The 19,625-nt window shown below is 65.0% G+C and carries 17 protein-coding genes and 1 tRNA gene; 5 read left to right on the top strand and 13 right to left on the bottom strand.

Annotated elements, in window-relative coordinates:
• Positions 1 to 31: 31 nt before the first annotated feature.
• A complete protein-coding gene (gene tssK / locus ASN89_RS27665) occupies positions 32 to 1,402 on the top strand; it encodes a type VI secretion system baseplate subunit TssK (protein ID WP_058051449.1) in 1,371 nt (456 codons plus the stop codon).
• Positions 1,399 to 2,184 (top strand): type IVB secretion system protein IcmH/DotU, encoded by a 786-nt coding sequence (icmH, locus tag ASN89_RS27660; RefSeq protein ID WP_058051448.1) that lies wholly within the window; start codon positions 1,399 to 1,401, stop codon positions 2,182 to 2,184. Before tssK ends, icmH begins: the two co-directional genes overlap by 4 nt.
• Here the strand turns inward: icmH and ASN89_RS27655 are convergent, their stop codons facing one another.
• The 4 genes from ASN89_RS27655 to ASN89_RS27640 all read right to left on the bottom strand — a co-directional run bounded on the left by ASN89_RS27655 (position 2,185) and on the right by ASN89_RS27640 (position 8,830).
• Positions 2,185 to 2,967 (bottom strand): OmpA family protein, encoded by a 783-nt coding sequence (locus ASN89_RS27655; RefSeq protein ID WP_058051447.1) that lies wholly within the window; start codon positions 2,965 to 2,967, stop codon positions 2,185 to 2,187. It lies immediately after the preceding gene.
• A gap of 9 nt (positions 2,968 to 2,976) precedes the next feature.
• Positions 2,977 to 3,957 carry a type VI secretion system-associated protein TagF gene (gene tagF / locus ASN89_RS27650; RefSeq protein ID WP_058051446.1) on the bottom strand — a complete coding sequence of 327 codons (981 nt, stop codon included), beginning with the start codon at positions 3,955 to 3,957 and terminating at the stop codon, positions 2,977 to 2,979.
• Positions 3,954 to 7,775, bottom strand: coding sequence for a type VI secretion system membrane subunit TssM (tssM, locus tag ASN89_RS27645; RefSeq protein ID WP_152988722.1), 3,822 nt, complete (start codon positions 7,773 to 7,775; stop codon positions 3,954 to 3,956). The genes tagF and tssM overlap by 4 nt, the downstream gene beginning before the upstream one ends.
• Positions 7,776 to 7,990: 215 nt before the next feature.
• Positions 7,991 to 8,830 carry a M15 family metallopeptidase gene (locus tag ASN89_RS27640; RefSeq protein ID WP_058051445.1) on the bottom strand — a complete coding sequence of 280 codons (840 nt, stop codon included), beginning with the start codon at positions 8,828 to 8,830 and terminating at the stop codon, positions 7,991 to 7,993.
• A 139-nt stretch (positions 8,831 to 8,969) separates the two neighbouring features.
• Here ASN89_RS27640 and ASN89_RS29230 point away from each other — a divergent pair, with 139 nt between their 5' ends.
• Positions 8,970 to 9,635 carry a hypothetical protein gene (locus tag ASN89_RS29230; RefSeq protein ID WP_058051444.1) on the top strand — a complete coding sequence of 222 codons (666 nt, stop codon included), beginning with the start codon at positions 8,970 to 8,972 and terminating at the stop codon, positions 9,633 to 9,635.
• Positions 9,636 to 9,650: 15 nt separating this feature from the next.
• Here ASN89_RS29230 and ASN89_RS27630 read toward each other — a convergent pair whose 3' ends face one another.
• Both ASN89_RS27630 and ASN89_RS27625 read right to left on the bottom strand, forming a co-directional pair.
• Positions 9,651 to 10,028: a VOC family protein gene (locus tag ASN89_RS27630; protein WP_046685678.1), complete on the bottom strand. Its 378-nt coding sequence runs from the start codon at positions 10,026 to 10,028 to the stop codon at positions 9,651 to 9,653.
• Positions 10,025 to 10,816, bottom strand: a complete 792-nt coding sequence (locus ASN89_RS27625; protein WP_058051443.1) for an alpha/beta fold hydrolase — start codon at positions 10,814 to 10,816, stop codon at positions 10,025 to 10,027. The genes ASN89_RS27630 and ASN89_RS27625 overlap by 4 nt, the downstream gene beginning before the upstream one ends.
• 340 nt (positions 10,817 to 11,156) lie before the next feature.
• On the opposite strand from ASN89_RS27625, the gene ASN89_RS27620 reads away from it, so the two are divergent.
• Positions 11,157 to 11,540 (top strand): hypothetical protein, encoded by a 384-nt coding sequence (locus tag ASN89_RS27620; protein WP_235432999.1) that lies wholly within the window; start codon positions 11,157 to 11,159, stop codon positions 11,538 to 11,540.
• A 120-nt stretch (positions 11,541 to 11,660) separates the two neighbouring features.
• Here ASN89_RS27620 and ASN89_RS27615 read toward each other — a convergent pair.
• Positions 11,661 to 11,736: transfer RNA gene (locus ASN89_RS27615), tRNA-Asn, on the bottom strand.
• Between the two features lie 259 nt (positions 11,737 to 11,995).
• Between ASN89_RS27615 and ASN89_RS27610 the strand changes: the two genes are divergently transcribed.
• Positions 11,996 to 12,703 (top strand): GntR family transcriptional regulator, encoded by a 708-nt coding sequence (locus ASN89_RS27610; protein WP_058051442.1) that lies wholly within the window; start codon positions 11,996 to 11,998, stop codon positions 12,701 to 12,703.
• Positions 12,704 to 12,778: 75 nt separating this feature from the next.
• On the opposite strand, the gene ASN89_RS27605 is transcribed toward ASN89_RS27610, so the two are convergent.
• From ASN89_RS27605 to ASN89_RS27580, 6 genes are all read right to left on the bottom strand, one after another.
• Positions 12,779 to 14,077 carry an NCS2 family permease gene (locus tag ASN89_RS27605; protein WP_058051441.1) on the bottom strand — a complete coding sequence of 433 codons (1,299 nt, stop codon included), beginning with the start codon at positions 14,075 to 14,077 and terminating at the stop codon, positions 12,779 to 12,781.
• A 72-nt stretch (positions 14,078 to 14,149) separates the two neighbouring features.
• Entirely contained in the window at positions 14,150 to 14,551 is a 402-nt protein-coding gene (locus ASN89_RS27600; protein WP_046685682.1) for a GtrA family protein, read from the bottom strand.
• Between the two features lie 140 nt (positions 14,552 to 14,691).
• A complete protein-coding gene (locus ASN89_RS27595) occupies positions 14,692 to 16,161 on the bottom strand; it encodes a c-type cytochrome (protein ID WP_235502107.1) in 1,470 nt (489 codons plus the stop codon).
• Positions 16,158 to 17,816 carry a GMC family oxidoreductase gene (locus ASN89_RS27590; RefSeq protein ID WP_058051440.1) on the bottom strand — a complete coding sequence of 553 codons (1,659 nt, stop codon included), beginning with the start codon at positions 17,814 to 17,816 and terminating at the stop codon, positions 16,158 to 16,160. Before ASN89_RS27590 ends, ASN89_RS27595 begins: the two co-directional genes overlap by 4 nt.
• Complete coding sequence (locus ASN89_RS27585) at positions 17,813 to 18,469, bottom strand: sugar dehydrogenase complex small subunit (RefSeq protein ID WP_058051439.1); 657 nt, start codon at positions 18,467 to 18,469, stop codon at positions 17,813 to 17,815. The genes ASN89_RS27590 and ASN89_RS27585 overlap by 4 nt, the downstream gene beginning before the upstream one ends.
• A gap of 122 nt (positions 18,470 to 18,591) precedes the next feature.
• The gene (locus tag ASN89_RS27580) at positions 18,592 to 19,593 is read right to left on the bottom strand and encodes a hypothetical protein (RefSeq protein WP_152988721.1); all 1,002 of its coding nucleotides are present in this window, start codon (positions 19,591 to 19,593) and stop codon (positions 18,592 to 18,594) included.
• Between the last annotated feature and the right edge of the window lie 32 nt (positions 19,594 to 19,625).

The raw sequence follows: 19,625 nt of genomic DNA, 5'->3' as shown, positions 1-19,625 counted from the left end.
CAGACACGCCACACATTCAAGGAGAATCGAGATGGGCATGGCAGCGAAAATCTTGTGGGGAGAAGGCCTGTTCCTGCGGCCGCAGCATTTCCAGCGCCAGGATCAATATCACGAAGCGCGCCTGCATCATACGGCCAGCGCGCTGCATCCCTACCTGTGGGGCGTGGCGCACATGGAATGGGACCTGGCGGCACTGAAGACGGGCACCTTGCGCCTGCAAGCCCTGTCGGCGATCTTCCGCGACGGCGAAGTGTTTGAATCGCTGGGCGACGGCGCGCCGGGCAGCGATACCCTGCCCCCGCCGGTGGACCTGGAAGCGCTGCCGCCGGCGGTGCAGGAAGTGACGTATTACGCGGCGCTGCCCATCCTCAACTGCGAAGGCATGAATTACACGGCGCAGGGGTCAAACGCAGGTACGCCGGCGGCCACGCGCTTTGCGCATGCCATGCGCGCCACGCCCGACCTGTTTACGGAGTCCGCCGTGGCCGACGTGGCTTACCTGAAGAAAACCGTGCGCCTGATTCCCGACAGCGAAGCGCGCGGCTCCTACGATTGCCTGCCGCTGATCGCCCTGCGGCGCACGGTGTCGGGCGGCTTCGAACCCGTGCCCTCGTTCATGGCGCCCAGCCTGGCGATCGCCGGCGCGCCGCGCCTGCAGGGCGTGCTGGAACACCTGCTCGACGCCTTGCAGGCGAAAGTGAGCGCGCTGCACGGCCACCACCGCGAACCGAGCCGCAATGTGATCGAGTTCCGCTCGGGCGACGTGTCCTCGTTCTGGCTGCTGCACACGGTCAGCACGGCCGCCGCCGCCCTGATGCACTATGTGCGCCATCCGGCCCTGCATCCGGAGCGGCTGTACGAAGCGCTGCTGGGCCTGGCCGGCGGCCTGCTCAGCTACTCCAAGCATTACACCCTGGCCAGCCTGCCCGCCTACGACCACGCACAGCCGGGCGCCTGCTTTGACGCCCTCGACGCCATCATCCGCGAACTGCTCGACACCGTCATCTCGTCGAAGTATTTTTCCATCGCCCTGCTCGAGGACAAGCCCTCGTACTACCTGGGCAAGCTCGATTCGGGCAAGATCGACCAGCACACCACCTTGTACCTGGCGATTCGCGCCGCCATGCCCGCCATCGAACTGGTCGACGTGGTGCCGCTGCGCGTGAAAGTGGGCGCGCCCGACGACGTGGAGAAATGCGTGCTCACGGCCATGCCCGGCCTGAAACTGTCGCATGCGCCGCAAGTGCCGGCCGCCATTCCCGTGCGCCCCGACACCTATTATTTTGCGATTGAAAACCGTGGCGCGCTGTATGAGCAGATGCTCAAGGCGCAGTCGATTTCCGTCTACGTGCCGGCCGGCATACGCGACCTGCAGCTCGAACTGATCGCGGTGACGGCATGAGCCAGCTCATCGAACGGCGCGCGGCGCCTTCCCTGCTGGGACAACGCGGTTCCGCCCCTGCAGGCAGCAGCCGGCACGCCGGCAGCGCCCTGCTGGACCTGATGCACGAAGGCTTTTACATGCTGTTCATGCTGAAGCACGGTTCGGCGCCCGGCGACGAGCAAAGCTTCATGGACCGCATCACGGCCTTCCTCGACGACTTCGAACGCGAGGCGAAAAAGATCCGCGCCGATGGCGACGATATCGAGGCGGCCAAGTATGCGTTCTGCGCGGCCGTCGATGAAATCATCCTGGCCTCGCCTTTCGCCCTGCGCAAGCAGTGGGAAAGGCGCCCGCTGCAACTGCTGATCTTTGGCGACCAGCTGGCCGGCGAACACTTCTTCGACCGCCTCGACGCCTTGCGCGGCAAGGGCGCCATGCGCGTGCAGGCGCTGCAGGTCTTCCACATGTGTTTATTGTTGGGATTCCAGGGCAAGTATGCGATCGACGGCGGCGAAAAACTCAGCTACCTGACGGCGCGCCTGGGCGACGAGATCGCCCACATCAAGGGCAAGAGCCGTGGCTTCGCGCCGCGCGCGGAACGCCCCGACCAGGTGGTCAACAAACGCGGCAGCGACGTGCCGCTGTGGGCGCTGTCGAGCATTTTCGCCCTGCTGGCCATCTGCGCCTACCTGGGACTGAAAACGCATCTGACGCGCGGCACGCAAACGACCCTGGCCGCGTATACGGACCTGGTCAAGCTGGCGCCACGGCCGGCGCACCTGACCATCACACTCCCCTGATCACTGTGCGATCCTGAACTCGATGCGCCGGTTTCTCGCCCGGCCATCGGCCGTGGCGTTGCTGGCCAAGGGACGGTCCGGCCCCTGGCCCGACACCAGCACGGAATCGGCCACGACGCCCTTGTTGACCAGATAGGCGCGCACGGCTTCGGCGCGCGCCTGGCTCAGGGCCACATTGCTAGCGCGCAGGCCCGTGTCGTCCGTGTGGCCGATCACCTCCACCTTGCGTCCACGCAGCTTGAGCATGACGGCCGCCATCTCGTCGAGGATCACCAGGCCGGCCGGCGTGATGGTGGCCTTGCCGCTGTCAAATTCGATGATGCGTTTATCCAGCGCCGCATCGAGCAAGCCCTGCTCGGCCTCGGCCGCCCTGACCCGCAAGCCGTTGTTGACGATGTAGGTAGGATTGAGGCTGGTGGCGATGTCGCTGGCGATCTGCTGGCGCTGCGCCTCGTTCGCCACTTCGCCGCGCACGCTGACGTTATTGCCGTCGACGGTGATCTGGCCCCGTGAAATGAGCTTCAGGTTCGGCGCGATCAGCTTGTGCACGTAAGCGTTCCAGTTGGCCGGCACGGCCACGTTCCCGATGGCGATCTGGTCGACCACACGCTCGGCGCCGTACAGTTCACGCAGGCGGGCCAACACGGCCGCCTTGCCCGCCTCGTCGGCCAGAGTGCCCGTGACGAGGATCTGCCCCGGCATCGGCATCTGGGGCGCTTGCGCCTGGGAGTGGCAGGGAATGGCGGCGGCAAGCAATAGCAGAAAAATGACGGGAGATTTCATCGCGATCCTTCAGGCAAAGGTGTCGGCAAACATGGCGCAGGCCGAGCGCAGCGACAGCTGCTCCTGCTGTAGGCAGGCGGAAAACTGGCGCAGCGCCGCATCGTGTCCCAGCTGCTCCTCGACCCAGTCCAGCTGGTCGAAGACGATCAGCCGTTCGCAGCCGGCCTGCGGGTCGATCAGCGCGCGCAAGCCATGCGGGTCGGCGCCGCAAAAACCGATCACCAGCACGGGCGCCTCGTCGACGTGGGAAAAGAACAGCGCCAGTTCGAAATCGGCCTGGTGCAGGAAAGGCGCGATCAGGTGCAGCCAGAAGCTGGCCACCAGTTCGCGCAGCTGCACGTCTTGCGGCAGCGGCAGCACCAGGCTTTTCTCCAGGCGCGGCAAGCCGCTCTGGCGCACCGGCCGCAGCAGCAGGCCCAGGCCCAGCAGCAATTCGCGCACCGTCACGGGGAACGCGGGCGAAGCGAGCATCGTTTGCAGGCCATGCACGGTCTGCGCCTGCAAAAAGGCGGACAGCCGCGCCGCGTGATCAGGTGCGGCCGGTTCGACTTCGACCACGTTGCCGGCCAGCGCCAGCAGGGCCGGCCCCGGTTCGGCGCTGGCCACGATGCCTTGCGACAGCTGCTCCACGCGCTGCCACAGCGGCGCCAGCGCCAGCGGGCTGCAAGCGACAAAGACGTCGGCGTCATCGACTTCCAGCGCGCCCATGGCCATGAAGGGAAAGCGCCGCAGCGACTGGTCGTTGCTCGCTTCCAGGCGCCCGGCGATGGCGCGCCGGCTGCGCGTGCCGACGAAGGCAAAGCGCAGCGGCGGCAAGGCGTCGTAATTGAGCTTCCAGCGCGGTTCCACCGTCAGGGCAGTCATGACCTGCGCCAGCCAGTCGTCGAGCAGCTGCACCAGCGCGTGATTGTCGCAAGCCTTGATGAAGTCGCCGCGCGCGGGGATCTTGCCAAAATAGCCGAGGCGCACCTGCTGCGCCGCGCGCATCATGGCGACACTCCCGCTGGCGCTACAGCAACGGCGGCGATGGCCAGCGCGGATGCTGGAGCACCAACGATCGTCTCGGGCAGCTGCATGCCGCGAAAGCCCTGCTCCTGCACGGTGGTGGCGGATCCCGCGCCCGAGGTTTCCGCGCTGCTGGTGATTTTCAGGTCGACCGCCACGGCCACCTCGCCGCGCGTCCAGCGCAGTTCGAACACGCCGCCCTCCTTGCGCTTCTTGGCCGCCGCGTCGATCATGCGCTTCAGGCCGAACTGCCCCGGCTCGTTGAACAGTTCCACCGTGCGCCCGTCGAAGGTGACTGCCGTGATGCGCGCGCCTTGCTGGCCCGCCGCGCCCTGCGGCCCCGGATGCACCATGTTCGTCCACTGCGCCGGCGTATTGCGATAACGCAGCTGCTGGCCGTCGATTTCCACCGTGTATTCCAGGGTGCCGGGCGCGGGCGACGGCTGGATCTGGAACACGGTCTGCGCCGCCGTCGAGGTGGCCGCCACGCCGCCCGCGCCCAGCGGCGCGATCCAGCCGGGGAAGCGCGCCACCACCTGCGGCGCCAGGCTGATGCCCATGTCGGCCCAGGTGCGCGGCGCCAGCACGTCGCCGCGCCGCACCACCAAGGGGCCCATGGACGTCGTGACGAATTTCGCCACCAGGCCTTCGGGGCCGAAGAACTGGCCGATCTCCAGGTTGCTCGCCTCGATGCGCGCCGCGGGCGCGAATGGATATTTGTTGGCCAGCGATTTCTGGAACGGTTCGTACACCTGCGCCGCCCAGGTCTTGTTGATATCGAGTTCGGCCGGCGCGACGATGACGGCAAAGGTCTGCATCAGCGGGCGCACGAGGATGGGGCGTATCGCCTGTTTTTGCGCGTCGCTCATCCCCGTGAGCACCTGCTCGTCGACCAGCTTCAGGGCGTCGGCCAGCTCGGAGCCGCTGCCCGCCAGGGTCTGCTGCATGAACTGGCGCGCGCCCGGTCCCGCGTCGCCCTGGTTCTTCAACTGGTTCAAACGGCTGCGCAGTTTCGACAGCGCTTCCAGGTAGGCGCGCATCAGCGAGGCATTGTTGTCCCTGGCCGCCACCAGCTTGCCCACGCCCGCAAATTCGCGCCCCACGGGACCCATCGGTTTGTCCAGGCGGGCCGGGTCGATCTGCGCATTGAGACCGGGATTGGCCGTCAGCTGCGATGGCGCGCGGCGCAGCACGGTTTCCTTGAACCAGGCGATGATGCCCCGCTCGGCCTTGCGCAGTTGCGCATTTTGCAGCGCCGGATTGTCCCACGAGGTTTCCTCGTAAATCGTCGTCAGCAGCTTGGCGATCGGCGACGCCTGTGGGTCGCCCAGGCGGTTCATCGCCTGCACGGCGCCGTCAAAGCCTTTCAGGTCGGCGACGGCCACGCCCTGCACGAACTTTTGCCACTCGCCCGCGTAGTCGGCCTTGTACATGGCCACGAGGTTTTTCTCAATCTGCTCCGGACTGCCTTCCAGTGTCAGGTCGTCGGTGGAGGCGCTTTTCAGCACCCAGTCGGCGCTTTGCAACTCGCGGTTGGCGGCCTCGCGAAACGCGCCTTCGACGAACTTTTCCCAGGCCTGGCGCGTAAAGGCGCCGGAGACGGCATAACTGCCCGCCAGCAGGGCCTGATCCTGCTCGCCGACGATGCGCGCCACCGTCATGCCGGGAAAACGCGTCGAGGCGCGCGCCTTGACGTCGGCATACACGCGTTCGCGCGCCGGCATGCCGCGCACGACGCGGCGCAGGTTTTCGCGCGCCTGGTCGACCAGCGCCAGCTTCTGTTCGACGCGCGGCCAGGACGGATCGCCCATCTGCGCCAGGTAAAACGTCAGCAGCCGCTCGGCGCTGCGTATCATCTGCTCGCGCGGCATGGCGCCCCGGTTGCCCTCTAGCCAGCCGCGCCAGAAGCGCGTCATCTGGTCATTCAGGTGGCTGCTTTCCGCATGCGTTTTATCGGCCAGCATCAGATAGGTTTTCAGCGCATTGTAGGCATCTTCCACATTCGTCGCGCTGGCCGCCTGGTACTGCACGCTGCGCGGTGCGGAAGGCGTTGCGGGCGCGGCGGCCGGCGTCTGCGGCGTGCGCGCCGTGGGCTGCAGCTGGTCAGCGCTGGCGTTCATCTCGAACAGCAAGGCTTCCAGCGCGCCCGCCACTGGGGTGAGCATGACCTGGCGCGCGCCCGCAAAATATTCCTCGCGCAGCTTGCGTTCGAGCAGTTCGCCCTGGTACAGGCCCAGGCGCAAGGACCACGGCCGTTGCGTGCGGTACGCTTCCAGCTGCTCGATGCGGTCCTGCAAAATCTCGAGCGCTTCGAGGCGCGACTGCAGGTCCAGACGCCGCTCCTGCAGTTTCACCACTTTATTGAGGTCGGCCTCGACGTTGGCCACCAGTTGCCGGTTGCCCAGGTAGGACCAGCTCCAGCCGCCCAGGCAGACGCCCAGCGACACCGTGGCGGCAAAGAACACGGCATATTTGAAGCGCAGCTTGGCGCGGTTGGCATAGTTGGCCACTAGGTGCTTGTCGGCAAAAATCACCTTGCGGAACAGCTCCAGCAGGAAATAGCCATGCTGGCGCGCGCCTGAGGGCGCCACGGCCGGGGCCGGCGCGAAGGCCAGGTCGAAGCGGCGCGCCACCTGCTGCGAAGACGCGCTGACGGGCTCGCCCTCCTGCAGCGCGCTGGTGAAATAAAAGCCGCGGAACACGGGCTGGAATTGGAACGGATTTTCCTCGAACAGGGTGGCGATGAAGGCGCGCAAGGCCGGCTTGATGGCGGCAAATTCCAGCGGAAAAGTGAATATGCCGGGCGCCATCGTCTTGCGTTGCCGGTGCGCCATGTTGGCCAGGCTCAGCTCCGTCAAGCCATCGTGCAATTCATCAAAACTCTGGTCGAAAAACGCCAGCAAGTCGACCGTGGGCAGCTTGCGCTGGTAAGGCATGGTGGCGCCCCAGACGCGCTCGCGCTCGCCGCGCTCGGCGTCCGCGAAAAACTCCGTGAAGCCGGCGATCAAGTCCGCCTTGGTAAACACGATGTACAGGGGCGCGAACACTTCCAGGCGTTCGATGACGTCCTGCACGCGCTTGCGCAGGCTGCGCGCCAGTTGCATGCCCACGTCAGGGTCGCCTTTCAATTCGGCGATGCTGACGGCGATGAGAATGCCGTTGATGGGCGCCTTGCGCCGGTATTTTTTCAGCAGGTCGAGAAAGCCGAACCATTCGCCGCGGTGCTCGTCGACGACGGAGTAGCGCCCTGCCGTGTCGAGCACGATGCCGTCCGTCGTGAAAAACCAGTCGCAGTTGCGCGTGCCGCCCACGCCTTGCACGACCTTGCCGTCGGCGAAAGGAAATTGCAGGCCCGAATGCAGGATGGCGCTGCTCTTGCCGGCGGCTGGGTTGCCGATAATCATGTACCACGGCAATTCGTACAGGGCGGCGGCGCCCGATTTGAGGCCCAGCTTGGACGTCTTGATGGTCTCGATGGCGGCCAACATGCCCGAGCGTACGGCGTCGAGTTCGCCCTGCTGCGTGTTGCTGGGCGTGGACGACGAAGCGGCCTGCGCGGCGGCGATCTCGGCCTCGTTGAGGATGGCCTGGCCCAGCGCCTGCGCATCGCGCCGCGCGCGGCGCCGACGCCACAGCCACAGGCCCAGCCAGCTGACCAAGGCCAGCAGCAGCAAGGCCAGGGCCCAGACCAGCGCCACTTCCAGCACCTCGGCGCCCAGGTACAGGAATACGGCCAGCGCCACGAAGCCGAAGATGGTCAGTTGGCGGCTGTCGGTGAGGAAATGCCAGATTCGTCGCAGCATGATAAGCCCAGGGTGAGGTCGCACAGCAGGAGGAACGCCGCCGCGCAGCGAGGCGGATTCGGCCCATGCTGACAGCAATGCGGCGCGCCTTTGTTGACATACGACAAGTACCGGGCGCCAGTGCGGCAGGCCCCGGCAGGCCATTGATGCTACGCAAGCAAACTTGCAGCTGTGAAATTCGGGCCGATGCCCGGCGCTAGAATGGCTGGCGCGGCTTACTTGCCCAGCACGCGCGGTTGCGGCAATTCCGTGTGGCCGAAATCCATCATGGTCCAGCGCCCGCCCCAGCGCAGGCCCACCGATTCGGCCGTCACGCCATATAAACGGTAGCCGCGCATGGCCCAGGCATTTTTTTCAGAAATGATGAGCTTTCCTTCATGCATGAATGCGCAATCGGCCGCCAGGCCATACTGGTGATAGCTTTGAAACGCCCTCGCGTTCGTCACGTTCGGGCCGGCCGCCGCCAATTGATCCTGGCGCGCGGGACTGCGGTAGCCTTCCAGCAAAACCATGTCGTAGCCATGCACGTCTTTCATGATCTTGAAGACCAGCAGCAAACGCTGCGCGAAATCGTGGTCGAGCAATTGCCAGTTGCGGCTGGCGCCGCCCAGCAGCGGGCGCAGCTGCGTTACTTCCGCCGTGGAAAACAGCAGCGGCGGCAGGGTCAAAGGCGGCACCAGCTGCTCGCCTTTCAGCAAGTCGCTGACCTGGTCATTGATGACGTGTTGCTGATCGGCATAGCCGCGCAGGGCGATGCGGTCGCTGGACAGCCAGGCCAGCAGCGGCGGCACGATGACCAGCACGCTGCCTGCCAGGCTCAGCCAGCGATGCAGCCACAGCAGTTGCCAGGCGCGCGCCATGCCCGAGCCCGTGTGCCGTTGCATGCGCTGCCACTGCGCGCCGCCACCCCGCTGCAGCCCTTGCGCGCGCCGCTGCATGCGCCAGCCCAGGTTGACGAGCGTGTGCAGCACGATGGCGCGGCCGCCGGGAAACAGCAGCAGCCAGCAGGCAAGACAGGCCAGCAGGAAATACATCAGGACCAGGGCAACGAACATGGGGCGCTCCGTGACGGGAATCGGCGGGGCCGGGCAATCCATTGCTCGGCGGTATCGCTAGATCGTAGGCGTCCGCGGCCCGCATGAGCGCGGTTTACATCAAGGTCAGTCGAGTTTGATCCACTGCGGAGGTGATATTTTGTCTTTACTGAAAACCGGGGATGGCCAGGCGCGCGGTCCTGACCTGCTGGGCAAGGCCGGCGCGGCTGGCGCGTGCATCGATGGCCAAGGCATCCTGTCGCAGCTCGAACACGGCGTCGCCGCGCCTGCGGCCAAGCCGGCCCTGCGCTGGCGCCCCGGCTGGCGGCACGGGGCCGCTGGCGCGCTGGGACTGGCGGTGCTGCTCACGACCGTGCTCGCTTACGACACGGACGTCTTGCCCCTGCCGCCGGTACCCGCCAAGGCCATGGCGCCGCCCGCAATGCCGGCGCCAACGCTGCTGCCGCACACGGAGCAGGCCGCCACCATCGTCAATACGGCAGGACCGCCCTTGCCCGAGGTGGCAGCCGTGAGCGTGTCACCCAAGAGGCCGCCACCCGTGCGCCAGGCGGCGGCGCGTCCTCAGGGGACGAGGCCGGCTGCCGCGCCTGGCGACAGCGACGTTGCCTTGCTGACGGCGATGGTGGCCCATGCGCACCGGCAGGAAGGCCCAGCAAAGCCCGTACGCGATGTGGTGCTGCGCAAACAGGAAGAGGAAACGGCGGAACTGTTGCAGCGCTGTCAGCAGCTGGGCCTGATCGAAGGCATGCTGTGCCGTTCGCGCATCTGTTCGGGCCGCTGGGACAGTGATCCCGCCTGCCATTGAATGCCTGGGTGAACGTCAGGCGCGCTCGGACACTTCGATCAGGTTGCGGTCCGGGTCGCGCAGATAGATGGAGCGGATGGGCCAATTGGCGCCCGTGCGGGCCACCGGCCCTTCCTCGATGGCAATCCCCAGCGCCGCCAGGTGGGCGATGAAGACGTCCAGCGGTACGGCGGCGATGAAGCACAGGTCCAGCGAGCCGGGCGTGGGCAAGTCCGCCTTGGGCAGGAATTCCTTGCCGGCCTCATGCAGATTGATTTTTTGCGCGCCAAACTTGAAGGCGTGGCGGCCGGCGCCAAACGTTTCGATCTGCATGCCCAGCACGCGCGTATAAAAATCGATGCAGGCCGCCTTGTCGCGGGTCGTCAATACCAGGTGATCGAGGTGGTCTATCATGTGTTTCTCGGGTGAGTAGCCGCGTCCATACGGCCTTGCAAAAAACCTTCCATCAGCGCCAGCAACGCTTGCGGCTGCTCCTGGTGCGGCGTATGGCCGCACTGCTCCACCATGGCGGGCATGGCGTTGAGCGCCTGCGCCACGATGGTGTCAACCTGGGCCGCGCTGCCGTACTGGTCTTCGCTGCCCTGTACCACCAGCGCAGGGCATTCGACGGAGGGCAGCAGGTATTCGATGTTCCAGAACTGGAAGCCATAGCTGAGCCAAGTGTCCGACCAGGCCTTGAAGATGCTCTCTGTCTTGTCGCCATGGTATTTCGCCAGCGCACGCAGCTTGCCCGCGCCAAACGCCGCGTCCGCCACGCGGATGCCATCGAGCGTGATGCTTTCGACAAACACGTGCGCCGCCTCGGTGATGATGCCGCGCAAGCGCGGCGGCTGCTGCGCCGCATAGATCAGGGCGATGCTGCCACCATCGGAGTGGCCGACGAGAAAATGATCCTGTCCCGGCAGCAGTGCCGCCAGCACTTGCGGCAGCTCGCACAACGCGTAGTCGTGCAAATAATGGAGCTGGCGGCGCGCCGTCAGCGGCGACGATTGCCCATAGCCGTGACGGTCGTACAGCAAGCCGCGACAGCCCGTGGCCTGGCATAGCTGCGCGGGAAAATCTTTCCACATCGCACAGCAACCGAGTCCCTCGTGCAGGAATACCAGGCAGGGCTTGGCGGGGTCGCCTTCGATCAATTCGTAATAGATATCGGTTTCGGCACTCAGGTTCAGTATCGGCATGGGCTAGGCTCGCAACGGGTTCCGTATCGGCAGGTCGGCTGGGCCTATTGTGCCATTGTCCTGCGCGGCATGCGTGGCGCCCCCGTAAAAATAGCCTGCTGGAAAAGATCTTGCCCCTTGCCCGCAAGGTGTTTGCGCCAGCACAAGCGAGCGCCGCTTTTCCGGCCGCCCGGCGCGCTTTCTCACTCTGTGTACGCCTAGAATGAATTACTCCAACAGCATGGAGCAGGCGGCTACCTTATCAGCCAGGACGTGACACTGGCCGTCACGGCAACACAGATAGGGCGTCTTGCCGCACGACGACAGGCGCGGCGTCCAAACTATCGATCAGGAGTACATCATGGAAATGAAAGTAGAACACCGCACCGGCAGCAACCTGGCACTGGAAGAAACCGATGCGCCGATGGAACAGGAAGGCCAGGCCGCAAAAGGCGCGGCCGCACAGGACTTGAACCTGAGCGCCGCCGCCTTCACCACCTACTACACGTGGACGGCCAATGGCGTGCATCCCTCGGTCAACTTCGCCAATGCCAACGTGAAAGCCAATTCGCGCGTATTGCTCAACATCAGCGAGTATGGCGCGACTCCGCAGGACCGTTTCATCGGCTCAGCCCGCATGGCCGTGTACAACATCGCGCCGTATAACGGCGGTTTCCGCGCCTGGGTCGATATCTCGTGGGGCAGCCCGCTCAAGGTGCGTTTCGACGTGTTTGTCGATCCCTGATCCGGGAAACACTGCGCATGCCGTCGATGCACTGACGGGATGACAAGCGTGGATGGAAACCATGCGCGCATGACAAAAAAGGCCACGTGTTGCCACGTGGCCTTTTGCTGCTGCTTGTTCTGGCTCCCCGACCTGGACTCGAACCAGGGACCTGCGGATTAACAGTCCGTCGCTCTACCAACTGAGCTATCAGGGAAAGGAGGCCGAATTATATACGTCAAAATTTCCCATGTCCAGTTGTTGCTGCATGGTCAGCAAAACACGCTGCCAGGGAGCAAGCCTCGCCGGCTGGCTGCGCCCGTCTGCGCGGCGCCACGCAAGATAGTAGAATAGCCAGGCCTTGCCGACACGCAAGGCGCACAACGGCATGCCGTCAGCGGAGCGTCAACCACGCCGCCGCGCGGACATGCGCTTGCAAGGCTCGCCTTGCCCCTGGCTTACTGCTCTCACCCGACATGACAGAATCAAGCGCAACCCTGGTGGACAAAGCCGGCAGCGGCGACAGCTCGGCGGCAATTGCCGAGCATATCGCGGCCGCCATCATGGCGCGCCAATTGCCGCCCGGCACGCGGCTGCGCGAAGAAGCGCTGTGCCGGCTGTACGGCGTCAGCCGCACCAAGATCCGCGCCGCCCTGCTGAGTCTCTCGAAAGGCAAACTCATCCGCATGGTGCCCGACAAGGGCGCCTTCGTCAGCCAGCCGACTGAAGCGGAGGCGCGCGACATCTTTGCCGCGCGGCGCATCATCGAAGCAGCCCTGGCGCGCGAATTCGTCGCGCGGGCCAAGCCTGCCGACTACAGGATGCTGGAGCGGCATCTGAAAGCGGAACGCCAGGCGCTGGCGCAAGCGACGCCGCTGCGCTCGCAACTGCTGGGCGACTTCCACGTCTTGCTGGCCGATATCGCCGGCAACGCCGTGCTGGGCGATATCGTGCGCGAACTGGTGGGCCGCAGTTCGCTCATCACCATGCTGTACCAGTCGGGCCACGCCGCCGCTTGCTCGTGCGACGAGCACGGCCGCTTTCTCGAGGCGGCGCGCAGCGGCGACGCGGACCTGGCGGCGCGCCTGATGGTCGAGCACCTGGCGCACGTGGAAGCGGCCCTGCGCTTCGACGGCAGCGCCGGCGAGGCAAAAAAAGACCTGGTGGCGGCCCTGCTGATGTAAGCCGCGCCATCAAAAAAGGCCGCCGATGCGGATGCACGGGAGGCCTTTTACATGTCACATGCGACGAAAAAACCGCTATTCGCCCAGATAGATAAACTTGAACAGGAAGATGGCGGCAATGATGTAGGCCACCACCGACACCTGCTTGCCCTTGCCCGTCAACAGTTTCAATACGGCATAGGTGATGAAGCCGAACGCGACGCCGCTGGCCACCGAATAGGTAAATGGCATCATCAGTGCCGTGATGGCGGCAGGAATGCTTTCCGTGCTGTCATCCCAGTCGATGAAGGTCAGTTCGCGCAGCATCAAGCACGCCACATACAGCAGCGCTGGGGCCGTCGCGTATGGCGGCACCGTGTGCGCCAGCGGGGCGAAGAACAGGCTGCCCAGGAACAGCAGCGCGACGGCCACGGCCGTCAAGCCCGTGCGGCCACCCGCTTGCACGCCGGCAGCGCTTTCCACGAAGGCCGTCGTGCTCGACGTGCCCAGGCAAGCGCCGGCGGCAATCGCCGTGCTATCGGCCAGCAAGGCCTTGTTCATGCGTTCCATCTTGCCGTCTTTTAATAAACCGGCACGGTTGGCCACGCCCATCAGGGTGCCCGTCGCATCGAACAATTCGACCAGGAAAAATACCAGCACCACGTTGACGATGCCGATCGACAGCGCGCCCATGATGTCGAGCTTGAACAAGGTCGGCTCGATGGCGGGCGGCGCCGAGACGATGCCGTTGAACTGGTTGCCGCCAAAGAAGAAGCTGGCAATCGTGATGGCGAGGATGCCGATCAGGATGGCGCCCGGCACTTTCAGGCGGTCCAGCGCAACGATGATGAAAAAGCCGAGGATGGCCAGGATGGGCGCCACCTGGTGCAAGTCGCCCAGCGCGATGATGGTGGCCGGGTTCGACACCACCACGCCGGCGCTTTTCAGGGAAATGATCGCCAGGAACAAGCCGATACCGACGGTGATGGCCGTGCGCAGCGCGGGCGGGATGCTGTTGATGATCATCTCGCGTATCTTGAACAGACTGACCAGGATGAACAGGCAGCCGGAAATGAAAACGGCGCCCAGCGCCACTTCCCAGCTCATGCCCATGCCTTTGACCACCGTGTACGAGAAGTACGCATTCAAGCCCATGCCCGGCGCCAGCGCGATCGGGTAGTTCGCGTACAAGCCCATGATCAGCGTGCCGATGGCGGCCGCCAGGCAGGTGGCGACAAAGACGGAGTCTTTCGGCATGCCCGCGTCGCCGAGGATGGACGGGTTGACGAAGATGATGTAGGCCATCGTCAGGAACGTGGTCAGGCCGGCCAGCAGCTCCGTGCGCACATTGGTCCCGTTGTCCTTCAGTTTGAAATAGCGTTCCAGGAACTGCATGATTAACCCCTTGTTTTGGTAAAACCGCGCGCCAGGTCTTGGCCTAGCGCATTTTTTTCTTGCAATAACTAGTTACTTGGTCGCTGCGCCGGCCGGCTTGAAGGCCCACCAGCGGCTGCCTGCGAAATTCCAGACCAGCCCGATGCCCGTCGCCAGCACCTGCGCCAGCCAGTAATACCAGCCCATCTGGTGCACCAGCAGCCACATCAGGCCCGTATTGATGCACCAGCCGATGCCCAGCAAGGTGAAATACTTGCTGGCCGCCTCGCCATGGCCCTTGTCGCTCTTGAACGTGAAAAAGTAATTGAGAAGGTAGTTAACGACGGAACCCATGATGTAACCGATGCCGGACGCGGCGGCGGCGCTGATGCCGGCCCACTCCACGCCGCCCCACAACACGCTGTATTGCACGGCCGTGCCGGAAGCGCCGACGGCGGCGAAACGTAGAAATTGGTGATGCAGGGAATGTGACATTGTCAATTTTCAAATAAGGCGAAGACACCCGCCAGGATCGGGCCAGAATAAAAAATGGCTACGATTGCTCGTAACCATTTTTCAGCCTGCATTTTACTGCAAGTTGCGCCCAACGTTCATATTCGCCGCCGTTTCAGCGTTCACTCTCTGCGCTGACGGCGCCGGCGCAGCCAGACAAACAGCGCGATCAGCAGGAGGATTCCCACGATGCCGCCTGGCAGCATGAACGGTTGCGCCCGCGCCAGCACGGGTTTCTCGCCACCGTTGCGTGCCTGCGCCACGTAGGCCGGCGTGACGGACACGTCCGGGTTGCCGTACTGCTTCAGCACGTAATTGGCGATCAACGCGATCTGCTCGTCCGTCAAGGGCTGCACGTAGGAGCGCTGGTCGAAACGGGGCATGAACGCTTCGTGCTCTTCCCCTTCGATCTTGCGCTCGACGCCAAACAAGATGGCCGAGACCAGGTTGGCCGGCGTGTTGCCGCCCGTCGCCGTGTTGTTGAACAGCGCTGGATAGCTTTGTCCCGTGCTGCCCGCGCCGCTGGCCGAATGGCAGCTGGCGCAGTAGCCGGAAAACAGCACGGCGCCGCTATTGAGCGAATGGTGCTCGGTGGAACTGGCCATGCCGCGCAGCAGCGGTTCTTCGCTGGCGGCGCTGCCGTGGCTGAAGGCAGCCTTGGTCTGGCCCGGTGCGCGCACGGGCGGCACCGTGCGCAAGTACGCCACGATGGCGGCCACGTCATCGTCGCGCAAAAATTGCAGACTGTTCTGGATGGCTTCGGCCATGCCGCCCGCCGCCTGCCCCTTGCCTTCCACGTGGCCCGTCTTCAGGTAGGCGGCGATTTCCGCATCCGTCCACGCGCCAATGCCGCTGACCTTGTCGGACGTGATGTTGGGCGCATGCCAGGAACCGAGCGACGCGCCGGCCAGGGTCTGGCTGCCGATTTCCGCCATCAGCGCGTTGCGCGGCGTGTGGCAGGCGCTGCAGTGCGCCAGGCCTTCAGCCAAGTAGGCGCCGCGGTTGATCTGCGCGCTCTTCGTTGCGTCCGGCACGAAGCGCTTATTGTCGAGGAATAAGGTATTCCAGCCCAGCATGGACAAGCGCACATTGAACGGGAACGGCAACGCCGTCTGGCGCGCCGGCTCGTCGACGGGCTTGACGGCCTGCATGAAGTAGTAATACAGGTCGCCCACGTCCGCATCCGTCAGCTGCGCATAGCTGGTGTAGGGCATGGCCGGATACAGGTGGCTGCCATCGGCGCGCACGCCTGCACGCAGGGCGCGCGCAAAATCGGCTTCCGTGTAGTGGCCGATGCCGCCTTTTTTCGACGGCGTGATATTCGTCGCGTAAATCGTGCCCAGCGGCGAATCGATGGCGTAGCCGCCCGCATACGGCTTGCCGCCCGCTGCCGTATGGCACGCCATGCAGTCGGCGGCGATGGCCAGGTAGCGGCCCCGCTCCAGACGCGCATCGGGCTTGGCGGCGACAGGCGCGGCCGGGCGGTCCGGCGTCAGAGTGACGGGCGGCGCCGGCGGCACAGGCGGCAAAGCATGCGCGGCCAGCGGCAAGCCGGCCGCCAGGGTCAGGCTCAGCAATAAACGGCGCATCATGCGGCCTCCCTTGCCAGGGTACGGGCGATGTCGTCGGCCGCGCGCAAACCGAGCGCGGCCATGCTGAGGGTGGTGTTGACGACGCTGGCCGACGGCATGGCGCCGCCGCCGGGCAGCCACAGATTGGCGTGATCGTGGGCGCGGCAATTGCCATCGACCACGGAGTCAAGACGATTCGAACCCATGATGACGCCGCCCATGATGTGGTTATTCGCGTTCAGGCTGTCGGTGATATGGAATTCCACGGCGCCGAACAGCTTGCCGATGTGCTTGAGCTGCGCATGCGCGGCCTTCGCGCCATCGCGCACGTAATCGCCCACGTCATAGTAAATGTCGGGACAGGCCAGGCCCAGCGGATCCTTGCGCGTCTTGCTCAAGGTCAAACGGTTATGCGCTTCGGGCAGCGGTTCCAGGCTGATCGACAAGTCCACGCCAAACGCGGCGCGGCGGCGGATCTCGTCGTCGAGATCCTTGCCCACCAGGCCCAGCTTCAACGACTGCTGGGTAGCCGGTCCGACACGCGTGATGTTATTGAGGATCATCTTGTTGGCCGAATATTGCGCACGGAAGGCGCCGTCGCGCGGGCCCACCAGGCAGCTGCTTTGCGCGGGGCCACGGCCCGTCCAGATCGGTTCATTGGCGAGGAAGGTACAGTGGAAACCCGAGTGGTCCATCATGTTGCGGCCCACCTGGTCCGAACTGTTGGCGATGCCGTTCGGATTGTTTTGATTTGCCGCCAGCAGCAGCAAACGCGGCGTCTCGATACCGTTGCAGGCAATCACGAAAGCCTTGCCCGTCGCCATATGCGACTGTTTCTTGGCGTCATACCAGTGCACGGCCGTCACGCGGTTGTTGTGGTCCGTGTCGATGCGATAGACGACGGCCTCGGCCAGCACGCCCGCGCCCTTCAGCTCGGCCCGTTCCACGTGGTGGATGCCGTTGTACATGGCGCCGATGGGGCAGATCGGCTGGCAATTGTTGTTGCCGCAGCAGGTGGGACGGCCCTGCCATGGGCGCGTCGAACGGCCTTGCGGAATCGGCACGGAACGGTAGCCGTGCGGATTGACCACTTCGGCGAAGCGCTTGTCGCCATAGCCCCAGGGCACCATGTCCATCGGGTAAGGCGCGCTGCGCTCGCTCGGCGACTGCAGCGCCGGATCGTTGGGGCCGGCCACGCCCATTTCCTGCTCGGCGCGGCAATAGTACGGTTCCAGCTCATCGTAGGAAATGGCCCAGTCGCGCCCTACCCCGTAATCGCTTTTCATGCGCATGTCGGACGGCAAGTGGCGCCAGCACGACGCCGCCCAATGCCAGGTCGTGCCGCCTACCGTGCGCAGATAGCCCTGCTGGAAACTGCTGCCATTTGGGCCGGACACTTCCACGTAGTTATTCTTCGGGAAGTACAGCGGCGCGGGCGCATTTTCCGCTTGCGGATACAGGCCCTGGAAGTCGGAACCGACGCGGTTTTCGAACGGCATGTTGCGCCAGTTTTCCACGGCCTGGCCACGCTCGATGCGCAGGCCCGCTTCCAGCATGATCACGGAATGGCCTTGCGCGGCCAGCTGGTCGGCCATCATGGCGCCGACGACGCCCGTGCCGACGATGACGACATCGGCGACGACGTCGCCATTACTCTTGAATTGGGGTGATTTCATTTTGCTTGCTTGCCTTTCGGTTCGGGAGTGCCGGTAGTGGCCGGGGCCGGTACGGGTTTCGGTTCCACGGGTGCGGAAACGCGCACGGCCGGCGGCGCCTTCAGCCACCACAGGGGGCCGTAATTGCAATAGGTCGGCACGACCTGGCCATCGGCCACCGTGCGGTACATCAAGGCCTCGGCGTAGGCGACGACGATGGACTTCGTCCCTTGCGCCGCATTGCCGGCGACGGTGCCCGTGTACCAGGCGGCAACGATGGCCAGCGCCAGCTCGCGCAGACTCGCATCGGCGGCGGTGGCGGCCGCCAGCAGGACTTTCGCTTCCTGGCCCGTGACGAGCAGCGCGCCCAGCTGCGGCAAACGGTCGGCGAAACCGGGCACGTTGGTACGCATGGCTTGTTCGATGCGCGCCGCCGTCGCGGCGGACAAGTCGCGGTGGCCCGTGATCGTTTGCGACAAGGTGTAGAACAGCATGGTGGCGGGCGCCAGTCCGGTCGCCGGCGCGCTGGCCGGCGCCTGGGCGGCAGACAGTGGATTGCTCCAGAAACCGGCCTGCGCCAGCAAGGCGGCCAGGCCGATCAGGGCGTGGCGGCGGCTGATGCGGGGAAGGGATGAAACGGATGTTGCAGATGGTTCAGTGCCTGGATGGTTCATGAGACTCCCGCAAGACTTGTTGTTTTATTGACTTCGATGATTGCGCTACATTGCATTTGCGCATAGATGGAACCGGTTCCATATTATCCTACATAAATAAATTGTTTGCCAATGGAGCATTGCTACATGCGCCCGCCCTGCCCGGTCCGAGGCAAGCGCAGGCGAAATTCCAGGCCCGGCTGGCCGCCCAGTCGGTAGCGAAAATCAAGCACGCTGCCGCCAGCCAGGTTAGGCTTGCCCGGCAAAGGCAGGGGCAGGTTCAGGCTGCACTCATGGTCGCCCAGGATGATGTCGCCATGCACGCGGATGCGCGTCAGCAAGCGCGGCGCCTGCTCCAGCACGTCAGGCAGGCGGATGCTGGCGGCGGGCAGGCTGTCGCCCTGTTCATGCCGCCAGGCGCGCAAGGCCTCCGCGTCGAGCGCAAACACGCGGCCCCAGTCCGTGCACGGCTCGCCAGGGCTGCGCCGGTCCAGGCCCAGGTGCACGGTGACGGCTGCCGGCAGCAGCGCCGCCGCGGGCGCTTGCGCGTGCAGATTGCGCAGGATGGCCACCTGCGGCTCCTTGCCCAGCGCCGTATTCATGGTTTCGCTGACGATCACGTCCGGCATGGCGCCGGCAGGCATGCGGTAGGCGGCCGCGTCGGCGCAGATATACTCGGCGACGTGGCTATCGAGGTCCAGGGCTGCGATCAGCTCGCGCGCATAGTCCAGGGTTTCCGCATGCACTTCGAGGATGGCAAACTGCACCTGGCTGGCGTCCAGCACGGCCATCACCGGCAGGGCCAGCAGCGCAAACGGGCCGCAGCCCGCATACAGCACGCGCACGGGCTGCCCGCCGCTCACGGCCAGCCGCTCGCGCACGGCCTGCGCCAGGCCCTGGATGAAGGCGGCGCTGCGGTAGGGCTCGCGCGCGCACAATCCCGCCTGCACGGGCGAGATGGCCCAGCCGCTGGGCAGGAAACTTTCGCCATCGCGCAAGCCATCCTGCCCGTCCATGGTCAGGCGCGAATGGCGCTCGACAAGCTGGCGCAGCTGCACCGTTTCGCCGACCAGGCTGGCCAGCGAACGCTGCGGATCGCACAGCGCGGCCGCAATAGCGGCCAGTTCCGCCCGTGCCGGATTCATGCGCGGCTCCACTGGAAAGACGGGATACAGAC

It is taken from the genome of Janthinobacterium sp. Ant5-2-1 (assembly GCF_001445815.1).
Classification (GTDB): Bacteria; Pseudomonadota; Gammaproteobacteria; order Burkholderiales; family Burkholderiaceae_D; genus Janthinobacterium; species Janthinobacterium lividum_E.
The sequence above is the reverse complement of the archived record's forward strand: the minus strand, read 5'-3'. Positions and strand labels throughout refer to the sequence as shown.